Here is a 13426-nt window from a genome sequence, read left to right on the forward strand (position 1 = left end):
CGGTCTTAGCGGGGAAGGAGGTCGTTGAGGCGATACCAGGCGATGCGTTCCACCTGCTTGCAGGCAGTCGAGAATTCCTGGTCTCGGGAGTTGGCTATGCGGGACTCGAATGCCTTGAGGATGCTTGCCTTGTCGTTGTCGCGCACGGCGATGATGAAGGGGAAGCCGAACTTCTCGACATAGGCGTTATTGAGCTCGGTGAAGCGGGCGCGCTCGGCGTCGGTCAGCGCGTCGAGGCCGGCGGAGGCCTGCTCCCTGGTCGATTCCTCGGTCAGGCGCTTGGCCTGGGCCAGCTTGCCGGCGAGATCGGGGTGGGCGGTCAGCACGCCGAGCCGCTCGGCGTCGGTGCCGGAACGGAAGGCGCGGCAGAGCGCATTGTGCAGGCCGCCGGCGCTGTCATGGGCGGGGCCCAGCTCAAGGTCGAAGGCGCGTTCGGCGACCCAGGGCGAGTGCTCGAAGATCGAGCCGAAGCGCTGGACGAACTCCGGGCGCTCCATGCGCGAGGGTCGCAGCGCCTGCGGCTTGTAGGGATGGTTTTCGCGCCAATGCCTGGCGATGTCGGCGCGGCGGGCGATCCAGACCTTGTCGTGGCCCTGCACATATTCGATGAAGCGGCGCAGCGCTTCGGCGCGGCCGGGACGGCCGACGAGGCGGCAGTGCAGGCCGATGCTCATCATGCGCGGCCGGCCGGCGGCACCCTCGCGGTAGAGCGTGTCGAAGCTGTCCTTCAGGTAGGCGTAGAACTGGTCGCCCGAGTTGAAGCCCTGCGCGGTTGCAAAACGCATGTCGTTGGCGTCGAGCGTGTAGGGGATCACCAGCTGCGGCGGAATGGCGTTGCCGTGACCGTCATGGTCGAGCCAGTAGGGCAGCTCGTCGTCATAGGTGTCGGAAATCCAATCGAAGCCGCCTTCGGCAGCCGCCAAGCGCACCGAGTAGACCGAGGTGCGGCCGAGATAGAGGCCGGTCGGGCGTTCGCCGACGACTTCCTTGTGCAGGCGGATCGCTTCCAGCAGGTCGGCGCGCTCGGCGGCTTCCTCGTGATCGCGATAGTCGATCCAGCGCAGGCCGTGCGAGGCGATCTCCCAGTCGGCGTCCTGCATCGCCGCCACATGGTCGGGCGAGCGGGCAAGGGCCGAGGCGACGCCATAGACGGTCACCGGCACACTGGTTTCGGTGAACATGCGGTGGAGCCGCCAGAAGCCGGCGCGGGCGCCGTATTCATAGATCGATTCCATGTTCCAGTGGCGCTTGCCCGGCCATGGAGCCGCGCCCACGACCTCCGAGAGGAAGGCTTCCGAGGCGGCGTCGCCGTGCAGGACGTTGTTCTCGCCGCCCTCTTCGTAGTTGACCACGAATTGCACGCACACATTGGCACCGCCCGGCCATTTCGGGTCTGGTGGGTTCGCGCCGTAGCCGCGCATATCTCTTACGTAACGCATGGTACCTCGAAAGCGGTGTTTTCTGCCACTTGAGCAGGATAGCGAAAGGAACGGGAGATATTCCCTCGAAAAATTTTGAAAGTCTTTTTGTACGCCTCTTCTCGACCGCACCTTATGCAATGCCCTTAAATGGCGCAAAATCTGTGACGATGGCGCATGTCGCCAGTAGGGAGAGCGAATGACAAAGGCCGAAGGCGGACGCCTCACCACCCATGTCCTTGATACTGCATCGGGCAAGCCTGCCGAAGGGCTGTCGATCACGCTGTTCCGTATCGAGGGCGATGCGCGGACGCTGCTCAAGAAGGTCGCCACCAATTCCGACGGCCGCTGCGATGCACCGCTGCTTGCCGGCGACGAATTCCTGACCGGCGACTACGAACTGGTATTCGAGGCCGGCGACTACCTGCGCCGCCAGGGGACCGAGATGCCGAAGCCGGCGTTCCTCGACGTCGTGCCGATCCGCTTTGGCATGGCCGAGCGGACGCACTATCATGTGCCCTTGCTGATTTCCCCCTACAGCTATTCCACCTACAGGGGCAGCTGAGCCATGGCGACGGTCAAGACACGCAACCAGATCCGCTTCATCCTCAACGGCGAGGACGTTGCGCTCTCCGACGTTGCGCCCGCCGAGACGCTGCTCGACTATCTGCGCCTCAGCCGTTCGCTGCGCGGCACCAAGGAAGGTTGCGCCGAGGGCGACTGCGGCGCCTGCACGGTGCTGGTCGGGCGGTTGTCCGCCGGCAAGCTGCTCTATGAAAGCGTCAATGCCTGCATTCGCTTCGTCGGCTCGCTCGACGGCTGCCATGTCGTGACCATCGAACATCTCGCCGGCGGCGGCGACAAGCTGCATCCGGTGCAGCAGGCGATGGTCGATTTCCACGGCTCGCAATGCGGCTTCTGCACGCCGGGCTTCGTGATGTCGCTCTACGGCCTGTGGATGGTCTCGCCCGAACCGTCGGACGCGGCGATCGAGAAGGCGCTGCAGGGCAATCTCTGCCGTTGCACCGGCTACGAGGCGATCATGCGCGCGGCGCGCGCCATCTCCGACTACGGCAAGGTGGCCAAGGACCCGCTGCTGGCCGAACGCAAGGCGATCACCGCCCGGCTCGAAGCCTTCAAGGACGGCACCCGCGTCGAGGTCGGCGAGGGCAAGGACCGCTTCGTCATCCCGGCCGATGTCGACGACCTCGCCGCCGTGCTCGAAGCCGAGCCGACCGCGACCGTGGTCGCCGGCTCGACCGACGTCGGTCTCTGGGTCACCAAGCACATGCGCGACATCGCGCCCGCAATCTTCATCGCCAACATCGACGGCCTGCACTCGCTGAGCGAGGACAAGGGCGTCGTCTCCATCGGCGCCGGCGTCACCTACACCGAGGCCTTCGAGACGCTGTCGAAGCGCATTCCGGCGCTCGGGCCGCTCATCGACCGCATCGGCGGCGAGCAGGTGCGCAACATGGGCACCATCGGCGGCAACGTCGCCAACGGCTCGCCCATCGGCGACACGCCGCCGCCGCTGATCGCGCTCGGCGCGACGCTTACCCTGCGCAAGGGCAAGTCGCGCCGCACGATCCCGCTGCAGGACTTCTTCATCGCCTATGGCAAGCAGGACCGCGCGCCGGGCGAGTTCGTCGAGGCCGTGCATGTGCCGGTGCCGGCGAAGGGCGACCATTTCGCCGTCTACAAGGTCACCAAGCGCCGCGACGAGGACATCACCGCGTCGCTCGGCGCCTTCTGGCTGCAGCTCGCCAAGGACGGCACGGTGGCCGATGTCCGCATCGCCTATGGCGGCATGGCGGCGACGCCAAAGCGTGCCAGCGCCGTGGAAAAGGCGCTGCTCGGCCAGCCCTGGAGCGAGGCGACCGTGGATGCGGCGATGGCCAGATATGCCGAGGACTTCACGCCGCTGACCGACATGCGCGCCACGGCGGAGTATCGTGCGCTGGTGGCGAAGAACCTGCTCCTGCGCTTCTACGCGGAAACCACCGGCACCAAGGCGCCGCTGACGGTGTCGAGATACGAGGCTGCGTGACATGACCCAGCACCAACCGAACCTCAAGGCCGCAAAGATCACCGGCGGCGTGCACACCGACCAGCGCCACGATTCCGCGCACAAGCACGTGGCCGGCGAGGCCGTCTATATCGACGACATGCCGGAACCAGCGGGCACGCTGCATATCGGGCTCGGCCTGTCCAATGTCGCGCATGGCACGCTGAAGTCGGTCGATCTGTCTGCGGTGCGCGCCGCCCCCGGTGTCGTCGACGTGCTGACGTATGCAGACGTACCCGGCGAAAACGACGTGTCGCCGAGCGGCATGCATGACGACCCGGTCTTCGCCGAGGGCAAGGTGCAGTTCCATGGCCAGCCGATCTTCGCGGTGGTCGCCAGGACCCGCGAGCAGGCTCGCCGCGCGGCGCGCCTCGCCAAGATCGAATATGAAGAGCTGCCGGCGATCATCAACATCTGGGACCTCGATCCGGAGAAGGACAAGCAGGTCACCTCGCCGCTGACGCTCAATCGCGGCGACGCCGCCGCTGCCATCGCCGCCGCCCCGCGCAAGGTCAAGGCGCGAATGAAGCTCGGCGGCCAGGACCACTTCTATCTCGAAGGCCAGGTTTCGCTGGCGGTGCCCGGCGAGGACGACGAGGTCATCGTCTACTGCTCGACGCAGGGGCCGAGCGAGACCCAGCACCTCGTTGCCCACGTGCTCGGCGTGCCGAGCCACGCGGTGACGGTGGAAGTGCGCCGCATGGGCGGCGGCTTCGGCGGCAAGGAAACCCAGGCCAACCAGTGCGCGGCGATCGCCGCCATCGCCGCCAAGAAGCACAAGCGCGCAGTCAAGGTCCGGCTCGACCGCGACGAGGACATGACCGCGACCGGCAAGCGCCACGACTTCGTCATCGACTACGAGGTCGGCTTCGACCACGAGGGCCAGATCCTCGGCGTCGACTTCATGTTCGCGCTCAATGCCGGCTTCTCGGCCGATCTCTCCGGGCCGGTGGGCGACCGGGCGCTGTTCCACTGCGACAACGCCTATTTCTATCCGAACGTGCACGCCAAGTCGGCGCCGCTCTACACCAATACGGTGTCGAACACGGCGTTCCGCGGCTTCGGCGGCCCGCAGGGCATGGTCGGCGCCGAGCGCGTCATCGAGGAAGTGGCGTTTGCGGTGGGCAAGGACCCGCTCGAGATCCGCAAGCTCAACTTCTACGACGCCATGGGCACGCCGGGCGAACGCAACCTGACGCCCTATCACCAGAAGGTCGAGGACAACATCATCCACCGCATCGTGGCGGAACTGGAGGAAAGCTCGTCCTACCAGCGCCGCCGGCGCGAGATCGCGGCCTTCAACAACAACAGCCGCTTCGTCAAGCGCGGCCTGGCACTCACGCCGGTCAAGTTCGGCATCTCGTTCACCAAGACCGAGTCCAACCAGGCCGGTGCCCTGGTGCATGTCTATGCCGACGGCTCGGTGCACATGAACCACGGCGGCACCGAGATGGGGCAGGGGCTGCATCTCAAGGTGGCGCAGGTGGTGGCCGAGGAGTTCCAGATCGACCTCGACCGGGTGAAGATCACCGCGACGACCACGGCCAAGGTACCGAACACGGCGCCGACCGCGGCGTCCTCGGGTGCCGACCTCAACGGCATGGCGGCGCAGAACGCGGCCCGGCAGATCCGCAAGCGCCTGACCGACTTCGCCGCCGAGAAATACCAGGTGCCGGCCGACCAGATCGTGTTCCTGCCCAACCGGGTGCGCGTCGGCAACCAGGAGATCTCCTTCAACGACCTGGTCAAGCAGGCCTATCTCAACCGCATCCAGCTCTCGGCGGCCGGCCACTACAAGACGCCGAAGATCCACTGGGACCGCAGCAAGGGCAGGGGCCATGCCTTCTACTACTACGCCTATGGCGCGGCCTGTTCGGAGGTCTCGGTCGACACGCTGACCGGCGAATACGTCATCGAGCGCGCCGACATCCTGCACGACACCGGCCGGTCGCTGAACCAGGCCATCGACATCGGCCAGGTCGAGGGCGGCTTCGTCCAGGGCACGGGCTGGCTGACGACCGAGGAGCTGTGGTGGGACGGCAAGGGCCGGCTGCGCACGCACGCGCCGTCGACCTACAAGATCCCGCTGGCGTCGGACCGGCCGAAGATCTTCAACGTGGCGCTGACCGACTGGTCGGAGGCCTATGAGCCGACCGTCCACCGCTCGAAGGCCGTCGGCGAGCCGCCGCTGCCGCTCGGCATCTCGGTGCTGCAGGCGCTGTCGGATGCGGTCGCCAGCGTCGCCGACCACAAGATCAGCCCGCGTCTCGACGCGCCGGCGACGCCGGAGCGGGTGCTGATGGCGATCGAACGCCTCCGGGCCGAGGCGGCCCAGGCCAAGTGAGCAAGACGGGCAGGCGCCTCCGGGCATTTCTCGACACAGCGCCCTCGGCGGCGCTGGTCGAGGTGACCGAGGCCAAGGGCTCGACCCCGCGCGAAAAGGGCGCGTGGATGCTGGTGTCGCCGGAGCGCATCTTCGGCACCATCGGCGGCGGCCAGCTCGAATTCATGGCGATCGACGCGGCGCGGGCGATGCTGAGAGATGCCCCTCACCCTTACCCTCTCCCCGTGAAAGACGGGGAGAGGGGGGCGTCGACGTCGATGCCAGCCTCCTTCTCCCCGCCTGCGGGGAGAAGGTCCCGGCAGGGGGATGAGGGGCAACTTGCCGACATAACAAAGGATGTCACCCTCGACATCCCGCTTGGCCCGGAGATCGGCCAGTGCTGCGGCGGGCGCGTCGAGATCGCCGTGCGCGCGGTGGACGAGGCGATCGCGGCGGAGCTGGTCGCCTTGGCCGAGACGTCGGACGCGGCCCTGCCGCATGTCCTAGTCTTTGGCGGCGGCCATGTCGGCCATGCGCTGGCATCTGCCTTCGCGCTGCTGCCGCTCAATGTGGTGGTCGTCGAGACCCGCGCCGATGCGCTGGACGGCATGCCCGTAGGCATCGACACCCGGCTGACCCCGGTGCCGGAAGAGATGGTGCGCGAGGCGCCTCCCGGGGCGGCCTTCGTCGTGCTCACCCATGACCATGCGCTCGATTTCCTGATCGTCGCCGAGGCGCTGAAGCGCGATGACGCCGCCTATGTCGGCATGATCGGCTCGAAGACCAAGAAGGCGACGTTCAGGAGCTGGTTCCTGAAGACCGCGGGCGGCAGCGAGGAGGCTTTCGCCCGGCTCGTCTGCCCGATCGGCGGGAGCGCGGTGAAGGACAAACGGCCCGCCGTGATCGCCGCACTGGCTGCCGCCGAGATCATGACGGCGCTGGCGGGCGCCACGAAGGGCTGAGCCTCAGCCGGCCGCAGCCGTGGCATTCCTGGCCACGACAGCAAGATAGGCGGCCTGCAGTTCGGCGCGAACCGGCAGGCGTTTGGCGGCGGCCTGCGACAGCGGCTCGCCAAGATGGTCGGCGCGCAGTTCCTCCATGAAGCGGTCCCACATCTCCGGCCCGCCCTTTTCCAGAAGTTCGGCGCGGATGCTGAGTTCCTCGCTCACCGGCAGCCACTTGCGTCCCCATGCGGCGATGTGGGCGAACACCGGCAGCAGTTCGATCGCCATTTCGGTCAGGCTGTAGATCGCCTTCTGCTTGTGGCTGGGGTCGCCCGCCTTGCTGATCAGCCCGTCCTCGAGCAGCCGCTTCAGCCGGTCGGCCAGGATGTTGGAGGCGATGCCCTCCCCGGACTGGGTCAGCAGTTCGCGAAAGTGGCGGCGATTGCCGAACATCATGTCGCGCAAGACGATCAGGCTCCATTTGTCGCCGACGACCTCGAGGGTGAGGTTGATCGGACAGCCCGAGCGATGCTGCTGGTCCATGCAAGGGAACTCCCCGGAAAACTGGTTGCATTATAAAATCAGTTGAGATGGCGTGCAACCGATTATTGATTGCAGCTGGCTGGCGGAAGTCTGTCGCAGGGACTGGAGCGTGTGAAAGCGCCGGCGGCCGAAGCCCATGGTTCGACCGTATGGCAATGACCGTTGCGGGCCGTGTCGAGCGCGGCATCGTGCCGGGCCCGGTGAGTGGTCGGCTGAGGCGGCTCGAGCGAGCGGCGGCATGACGGGCTCAACGCCCGGCGAGGATGTCCTTGATCAGCCGCTGGCAGCGGTCGGCCATGAAGTCGAGCAGCAGCCGGACCTTCGGGTCCTGCAGCTTCTTGTGCGGATAGACGGCCGCGAACTGCACCGGAACGGGCGGGGTCTGCGGCAGGATGACCTTCAGCCGCTGGTCGCGGAGGAAGGGCTCGACCTCGAAGCGCGGCTTGTTGACGATGCCGCGGCCGGCCAGCGCCCAGCCGGTCAGCACGTCGCCGTCGTCGGAATCGAAGGGGCCGTGGACCTCGAACTTGGCCGGGCCCGCGCTCGTCTCCAGCAGCCAGAAGAACTCGCGCGAGCCGGGATAGCGCAGCATCAGGCAGTCGTGCTTGTTGGAGACCAGCTCCTGCGGCGACTGCGGCTCGCCGCGTCGCTCCAGATATTTGGGCGAGGCGACCAGCACGCGCTCGCATTCCATGATGCCGCGCATCCTGAGGCTCGAATCCTCGATCAGGCCCAGCCGGAAGGCGACGTCCAGGCCTTCCTTGAGGATGTCGACATTGTGGTCGGAAAGCCGGAGCCGGACCTCGATGTCGGGATATTTGTCGTGGAACTCGGGGATGCCCGAGGCGATCAGCCTGCGCCCGAGGCCGAGCGGGGCGGTGACGCGGATCGTGCCACGCGGCTGGCCCGAGAGTGCCGCGACGGCGGCCTCCGCCTCGACGATCGAATCCAGCACCTGCTTGGCGCCGGCGTAGAACACCGTGCCGTGCTCGGTCGGCATCAGCTGCCGCGTCGTGCGGTTGAACAGGCGCACGCCCAAGTGCTTCTCCAACTCCTTGATTCGGTTGGAGGCGACGGCCGGGGAAATGCGCATGTCGCGGCCCGCGGCCGAGAGATTGCCGAGCTCCACGACCCGCACGAAGACGGCGATGTTGTCCAGATATGCCATTGGCCTCCCATAGCCGGCTTATGCCGTGCGGCAATACGCTAGTATTTTCCAGATTTTTTTGAAAGTCATCGCGAATCCGTCCTCTTCCGCAGGGCGTGCGGCGTCGTAAGATTGCCGCCACGTTGGGAAGAGGATCGGCGGATGGTGAACGATTACGCGCTTTTGTGGGATTGGCTGAGCTTCGGCGTCAGATGGCTGCACGTCATCACCGCCATCGCCTGGATCGGCTCATCGTTCTACTTCATCGCCCTCGACCTGGGACTCAGAAAGCACGCGAACCTGCCTGCCGGCGCCCATGGCGAGGAATGGCAGGTGCATGGCGGCGGCTTCTACCACATCCAGAAATACCTGGTTGCGCCGGCGCAGATGCCCGAGCACCTGACCTGGTTCAAATGGGAATCATACGCCACCTGGCTGTCGGGCTTCGCGCTGCTGTGGGTGGTCTATTACGGCGGGGCCGAGCTCTTCCTGATCGACCGCAACGTGCTCGACGTGTCGGTTCCGGTGGCGATCGGCATTTCGCTGGCGTCGATCGCTCTGGGCTGGGTGGTCTACGACCAGCTGTGCAAGTCGCGCCTCGGCGACAACGACACCCTCTTGATGCTGGTGCTCTACGGCGTCGTCGTGTTCATGAGCTGGGGCTACACGCAGCTCTTCACCGGCCGCGCGGCCTTCCTGCACCTCGGCGCCTTCACCGCCACGATCATGTCGGCCAACGTCTTCATGATCATCATCCCGAACCAGAAGATCGTGGTCGCCGACCTGATCGCCGGGCGCACGCCGGACCCCAAATACGGCAAGATCGCCAAGACGCGCTCGACGCACAACAACTACCTGACCCTGCCGGTCCTGTTCTTCATGCTGTCGAACCACTATCCGCTGGCTTTCGGCACGCAGTTCAACTGGATCATCGGCGCGCTGATCTTCATCATCGGCGTGCTCATCCGCCACTACTTCAACACCGTCCACAGGCGTGCCGGCAACCCGCACTGGACCTGGCTGGCCGCCACCCTGCTGTTCATCGTCATCATGTGGCTGTCGACTGTGCCGAAGGTGCTGACCGGCGAGGACAAGAACGCCGCCAATGCCGCGGCCGCCGCCCAGCCGCTGATCGCCGCGGCGCAGTTCCCGGCGGTCCGTGACACGGTGCTCGGCCGCTGCGCCATGTGCCATGCCGCCACGCCTTCCTACGAGGGTGTCTACCAGGCGCCCAAGGGCGTGAAGCTCGAGACCGACGCCCAGATTGCCCAGCATGCGCGCGAGATCTACCTGCAGGCCGGCCGCAGCCATGCGATGCCGCCCGGCAACGTCACCCAGATCACGCCGGAAGAGCGGCAGATGCTCGCCACCTGGTTCGAAGAAGCGCAGAAGCTGCGCTGACGACTGAGAAGGCCCGGATCGAAACCGGAAGCACGTTTCCGCGAGGAAACGGCCGATTTCGCCTGGGCAGAAAAGCTCGTAGGGTTCCATCATGACGACAACGCTCCTCCGCGGCCGCACGCTCTCCTTCCTGCGCTGGCCCGACAGTGCCGACGACCACGCCTCCTATGCCTATGAGGCGGATGGCGCCGTGCTCATGCGTGACGGCAAGATCGCGGCCGTCGGCGCCTACGAGCGGGTGGCCGCCGAGGCGGGCAGCGGCGCGAGGGTGATCGACCACCGGTCCCACCTCATCCTGCCCGGCTTCATCGACGCCCACGTGCATGTGCCGCAGATGCAGATCATCGCCTCCTATGGCGCCGAACTGCTCGAGTGGCTGAACAAGTACACCTTCCCGGAGGAAACGCGCTTCATCAACGCCCAGCATGGGCGCCGCATCGCCAGGACCTTCCTCGACGAGATGGTGCGGCACGGCACCACCACCGTCGCCGCCTACTGCTCGGTGCACAAGCAGTCGGCGGAAGCCTTCTTCGCCGAATCGCACGACCGCAACATGCTCAACATCGCCGGCAAGGTGATGATGGACCGCAACGCGCCAGAGGGCGTGCTGGACACGCCGCAGGCGAGCTACGACGACACCAAGGCGCTGATCGCCGAATGGCACGGCAGGGGCCGCCAGCTCTATGCGATCACGCCGCGCTTCGCGATCACGTCTTCGCCGGAGCAGATGGAGATGGCGGGCCAGCTCGCCAGGGAACATCCCGACCTGCACATCCAGACGCACCTGTCGGAGAACCACGCCGAGATCGCCTTCACCCAGGAACTCTATCCCTGGTCGCGCGACTACACCGACATCTACGAGCACTACGGCCTGCTCGGCAAGCGCACGCTGCTCGGCCACTGCATCCATCTCGGCGAGCGCGAATCGGACGCGATTTCCGAACACGGCTCGATCGCGGTGTTCTGCCCGACTTCCAACCTGTTCCTCGGCTCGGGGCTGTTCGACTACCACCGCTATAGGCGGCGCGAAAAGCCGCTGCGCATCGCGACCGCGACCGACGTCGGCGGCGGCACCAACTATTCGATGCTGCGCACCATGGACGAGGCCTACAAGGTCATCGCGCTCAACGGCGAGAAGCTGAACCCGCTCGCTTCCTACTGGCAGCTGACGCGCGGCAACGCCGAATCGCTGTCGATCTCCGACAAGGTGGGCACACTGGAGGTCGGCACCGACGCCGACATCGTCGTGCTCGACGCCCGCGCGACGCCCGGCATGCGGCTGCGCATGGAGCGCGTCGAGACGCTGGCCGAGGAGCTGTTCCTGCTCCAGACGCTGGGCGACGACCGCGCCGTGGCCGAGGTCTATGTCGCCGGCCGCCCGGCAAAGTCGACCATGGATCAGGCATCCTGACCTTGCGTCATCGCCCGGTGTCTGCCATGTGACCTCTGGTCTGAAGGAGGAGCGGACGATGGCGGCAGCCGATGATGTGAAGAAGATCGCCGAGCAGGAGGCCCGGCTGGTCTTCGACGCTTTCGACGAGGCAACGGCCTACGAGATCGGCTCGGCCCTCCGCGCGCGCGGCCTCGCCGAGAAATTCCCTATCGTCGTCGACATCCGCCTGTGGGACCGCACGCTTTTCTACTGCGCGCTGCCCGGCTCTACGGTCAGCAACACCGAGTGGGCGCGGCGCAAGTTCAACGTCGTCAGGATGTTCCACCGCAGCAGCTACCGCATGGTGCTGGCCAAGGCGCGCGAGGACCGGACCTTCCCGGTCGGCGAGGCGCTGCCGATCGAGGACTACGTGCTTGCCGGTGGCGGTTTCCCGATCCGGGTCAAGGGCGCGGGCGTTATCGGTTCGATCGCCGTGTCCGGACTGCCGGAGCGCCAGGACCATGAGGTCGTGGTGGCGGCGATCTGCGACCATCTCGGCATTCCCAGGCAGGAGCTTGTGCTCGGGCCTGCATGATTTGAATGCTGCGCCGCCCCTCATCCCCTGCCGGGACCTTCTCCCCGCGGGCGGGGAGAAGGGAGATGCGGCGACGCTGCGGCCAGCCTCCTTCTCCCCGTTCACGGGGAGAAGGTCCCGGCAGGGGGATGAGGGGCAGCGCAACATGAACAAGCAAAGCGTATAGCGAGAGTCCGGATGACCATCACCGACCCGAAGCAGTTCCTGACGAAGATCTTCGAGGCCGCCGTCGCGGCTGCCGATCCCGAGCTGACCATCCGCCGGCACCTGCCGGCAAGGCCCAAGGGGCGGACCATCGTCATCGGCGCCGGCAAGGGCTCGGCGCAGATGGCGGCGGCCTTCGAGAAGGCATGGGACGGGCCGCTGGAGGGCGTGGTCGTCACCCGCTACGGCTTTTCAGCACCCTGCGAGCGCATCCGCATCGTCGAAGCCTCGCATCCGGTGCCGGATGCCAACGGCCTCGAGGCGGCGAAACTGCTGCTCGAGACGGTCAAGGGCCTGACCGAGGACGACCTGGTCGTGGCGTTGGTCTCGGGCGGCGGCTCGGCGCTGCTTCCGTCGCCGGCGGGCGGGCTCGCGCTCGCCGACGAGATCGCGGTCAACGAGGCGCTGCTTGCCTCGGGTGCGCCGATCTCGGCGATGAACACCATCCGCAAGCACATCTCGACCATCAAGGGCGGCCGGCTCGCCGCAGCCGCCCATCCGGCGCGCGTCGTCTCGCTGGTGGTGTCGGACATTCCCGGCGACAACCCGGCGCTGGTCGCCTCCGGCCCCACCGTGCCCGACGCGGCGTCACGCGCGGACGCGCTGCGGCTGATCGAAACCTACCGGATCCAGCTTCCGGCCAATGTCATGGCGCATATCAATTCGGCGGCCGCCGACGCCCCGTCGCCATCCGATCCGCGCTTTGCCCACAACGAAGTGCATGTCATAGCCTCCGCCGCCGTGTCGCTCGACGCCGCCGCCGAAGCTGCACGCAAGCTCGGCGTCGAGACGGTGATCCTCTCCGACGCCATCGAGGGCGAGGCGCGCGAGGTCGGCGGCGTGCACGCGGCGGTCGCCCGCGAGGTCGTCACGCGCAACCGTCCCTTCGCCAAGCCGGTGCTGATCCTGTCGGGCGGCGAGACCACCGTGACGCTTCGCGCCAAACCTGGTGAAAAGGGAGGCAAGGGCGGGCGCAACAGCGAGTTCCTGCTCGCCTTCGCCATCGGCATCGATGGGCTTTCCGGCATCGACGCGCTCGCCGCCGACACCGACGGCATTGACGGCTCCGAGGACAATGCCGGCGCCTTCGCCGACGGCTCGACGGTCGCCCGTATGCGCGCGGCCGGCGTCGACGCCAAGGCCATGCTCGCCGGCAACAACGCCTGGACCGCGTTCAATTCGGTGGGCGACCTTTTTGTGCCCGGGCCGACCGGCACCAACGTCAATGATCTCAGGGCCATCCTTATCCGCTAACCGGGATGGTTTGCGCCTTGTGGCGCCCCCCTCTGTCCTGCCGGACATCTCCCCCACAAGGGGGGAGATTGGCAGTTGCGGGTAGTGTGCTGAGAGTTCTGCAAATTCGCTGAGAGAGGGCGGTCATGGCAGGCTGGTGATGTTCAAGGTCACCTGA

General features: G+C 66.6%; 11 protein-coding genes. 8 read left to right on the top strand and 3 right to left on the bottom strand.

Annotated features, from left to right (window positions below; translation table 11 throughout):
• Positions 1-5: 5 nt before the first annotated feature.
• Positions 6-1439, bottom strand: coding sequence for an allantoinase PuuE (gene puuE / locus PV773_RS22180; protein ID WP_347968448.1), 1434 nt, complete (start codon positions 1437-1439; stop codon positions 6-8).
• Positions 1440-1617: 178 nt separating this feature from the next.
• On the opposite strand from puuE, the gene uraH reads away from it, so the two are divergent.
• From uraH to xdhC, 4 genes are read left to right on the top strand one after another with little or no spacing between them, the layout of a single operon-like run.
• Positions 1618-1983 (top strand): hydroxyisourate hydrolase, encoded by a 366-nt coding sequence (gene uraH, locus PV773_RS22185; protein ID WP_347968449.1) that lies wholly within the window; start codon positions 1618-1620, stop codon positions 1981-1983.
• Positions 1984-1986: 3 nt separating this feature from the next.
• Positions 1987-3468, top strand: coding sequence for a xanthine dehydrogenase small subunit (gene xdhA, locus PV773_RS22190; RefSeq protein ID WP_347968450.1), 1482 nt, complete (start codon positions 1987-1989; stop codon positions 3466-3468).
• Position 3469: 1 nt separating this feature from the next.
• Entirely contained in the window at positions 3470-5830 is a 2361-nt protein-coding gene (xdhB, locus tag PV773_RS22195) for a xanthine dehydrogenase molybdopterin binding subunit (protein ID WP_347968451.1), read from the top strand.
• Positions 5827-6771 carry a xanthine dehydrogenase accessory protein XdhC gene (gene xdhC, locus PV773_RS22200; RefSeq protein WP_347968452.1) on the top strand — a complete coding sequence of 315 codons (945 nt, stop codon included), beginning with the start codon at positions 5827-5829 and terminating at the stop codon, positions 6769-6771. The genes xdhB and xdhC overlap by 4 nt, the downstream gene beginning before the upstream one ends.
• Before the next feature lie 3 nt (positions 6772-6774).
• Here the strand turns inward: xdhC and PV773_RS22205 are convergent, their stop codons facing one another.
• Together PV773_RS22205 and PV773_RS22210 are read right to left on the bottom strand one after the other, a co-directional pair.
• On the bottom strand, positions 6775-7296 hold the full coding sequence (locus tag PV773_RS22205) for a helix-turn-helix domain-containing protein (protein ID WP_347968453.1): 522 nt from the start codon (positions 7294-7296) through the stop codon (positions 6775-6777).
• A gap of 247 nt (positions 7297-7543) precedes the next feature.
• Entirely contained in the window at positions 7544-8464 is a 921-nt protein-coding gene (locus PV773_RS22210; protein ID WP_347968454.1) for a LysR family transcriptional regulator, read from the bottom strand.
• A gap of 144 nt (positions 8465-8608) precedes the next feature.
• Between PV773_RS22210 and PV773_RS22215 the strand changes: the two genes are divergently transcribed.
• The 4 genes from PV773_RS22215 (at position 8609) to PV773_RS22230 (ending at position 13269) form a co-directional block, all read left to right on the top strand.
• The gene (locus PV773_RS22215; RefSeq protein WP_340036886.1) at positions 8609-9844 is read left to right on the top strand and encodes a urate hydroxylase PuuD; all 1236 of its coding nucleotides are present in this window, start codon (positions 8609-8611) and stop codon (positions 9842-9844) included.
• A 91-nt stretch (positions 9845-9935) separates the two neighbouring features.
• Positions 9936-11255, top strand: coding sequence for a guanine deaminase (guaD, locus tag PV773_RS22220; protein ID WP_347968455.1), 1320 nt, complete (start codon positions 9936-9938; stop codon positions 11253-11255).
• Positions 11256-11313: 58 nt separating this feature from the next.
• Positions 11314-11811, top strand: coding sequence for a heme-degrading domain-containing protein (locus tag PV773_RS22225; RefSeq protein WP_347968456.1), 498 nt, complete (start codon positions 11314-11316; stop codon positions 11809-11811).
• Between the two features lie 177 nt (positions 11812-11988).
• The gene (locus PV773_RS22230; RefSeq protein ID WP_347968457.1) at positions 11989-13269 is read left to right on the top strand and encodes a glycerate kinase; all 1281 of its coding nucleotides are present in this window, start codon (positions 11989-11991) and stop codon (positions 13267-13269) included.
• Positions 13270-13426: the final 157 nt, after the last annotated feature.

It is taken from the genome of Mesorhizobium sp. CC13 (genome assembly GCF_039907765.1).
Taxonomy (GTDB): Bacteria; Pseudomonadota; Alphaproteobacteria; order Rhizobiales; family Rhizobiaceae; genus Aminobacter.

Bases quoted from the DNA above. Each gene is read 5' to 3' on its own strand.
- puuE (WP_347968448.1), bottom strand. From the start codon at position 1,439: ATGCGTTACGTAAGAGATATGCGCGGCTACGGCGCGAACCCACCAGAC.
- uraH (WP_347968449.1), top strand. From the start codon at position 1,618: ATGACAAAGGCCGAAGGCGGACGCCTCACCACCCATGTCCTTGATACT.
- xdhA (WP_347968450.1), top strand. From the start codon at position 1,987: ATGGCGACGGTCAAGACACGCAACCAGATCCGCTTCATCCTCAACGGC.
- xdhB (WP_347968451.1), top strand. From the start codon at position 3,470: ATGACCCAGCACCAACCGAACCTCAAGGCCGCAAAGATCACCGGCGGC.
- PV773_RS22205 (WP_347968453.1), bottom strand. From the start codon at position 7,296: ATGGACCAGCAGCATCGCTCGGGCTGTCCGATCAACCTCACCCTCGAG.
- PV773_RS22210 (WP_347968454.1), bottom strand. From the start codon at position 8,464: ATGGCATATCTGGACAACATCGCCGTCTTCGTGCGGGTCGTGGAGCTC.
- guaD (WP_347968455.1), top strand. From the start codon at position 9,936: ATGACGACAACGCTCCTCCGCGGCCGCACGCTCTCCTTCCTGCGCTGG.
- PV773_RS22225 (WP_347968456.1), top strand. From the start codon at position 11,314: ATGGCGGCAGCCGATGATGTGAAGAAGATCGCCGAGCAGGAGGCCCGG.
- PV773_RS22230 (WP_347968457.1), top strand. From the start codon at position 11,989: ATGACCATCACCGACCCGAAGCAGTTCCTGACGAAGATCTTCGAGGCC.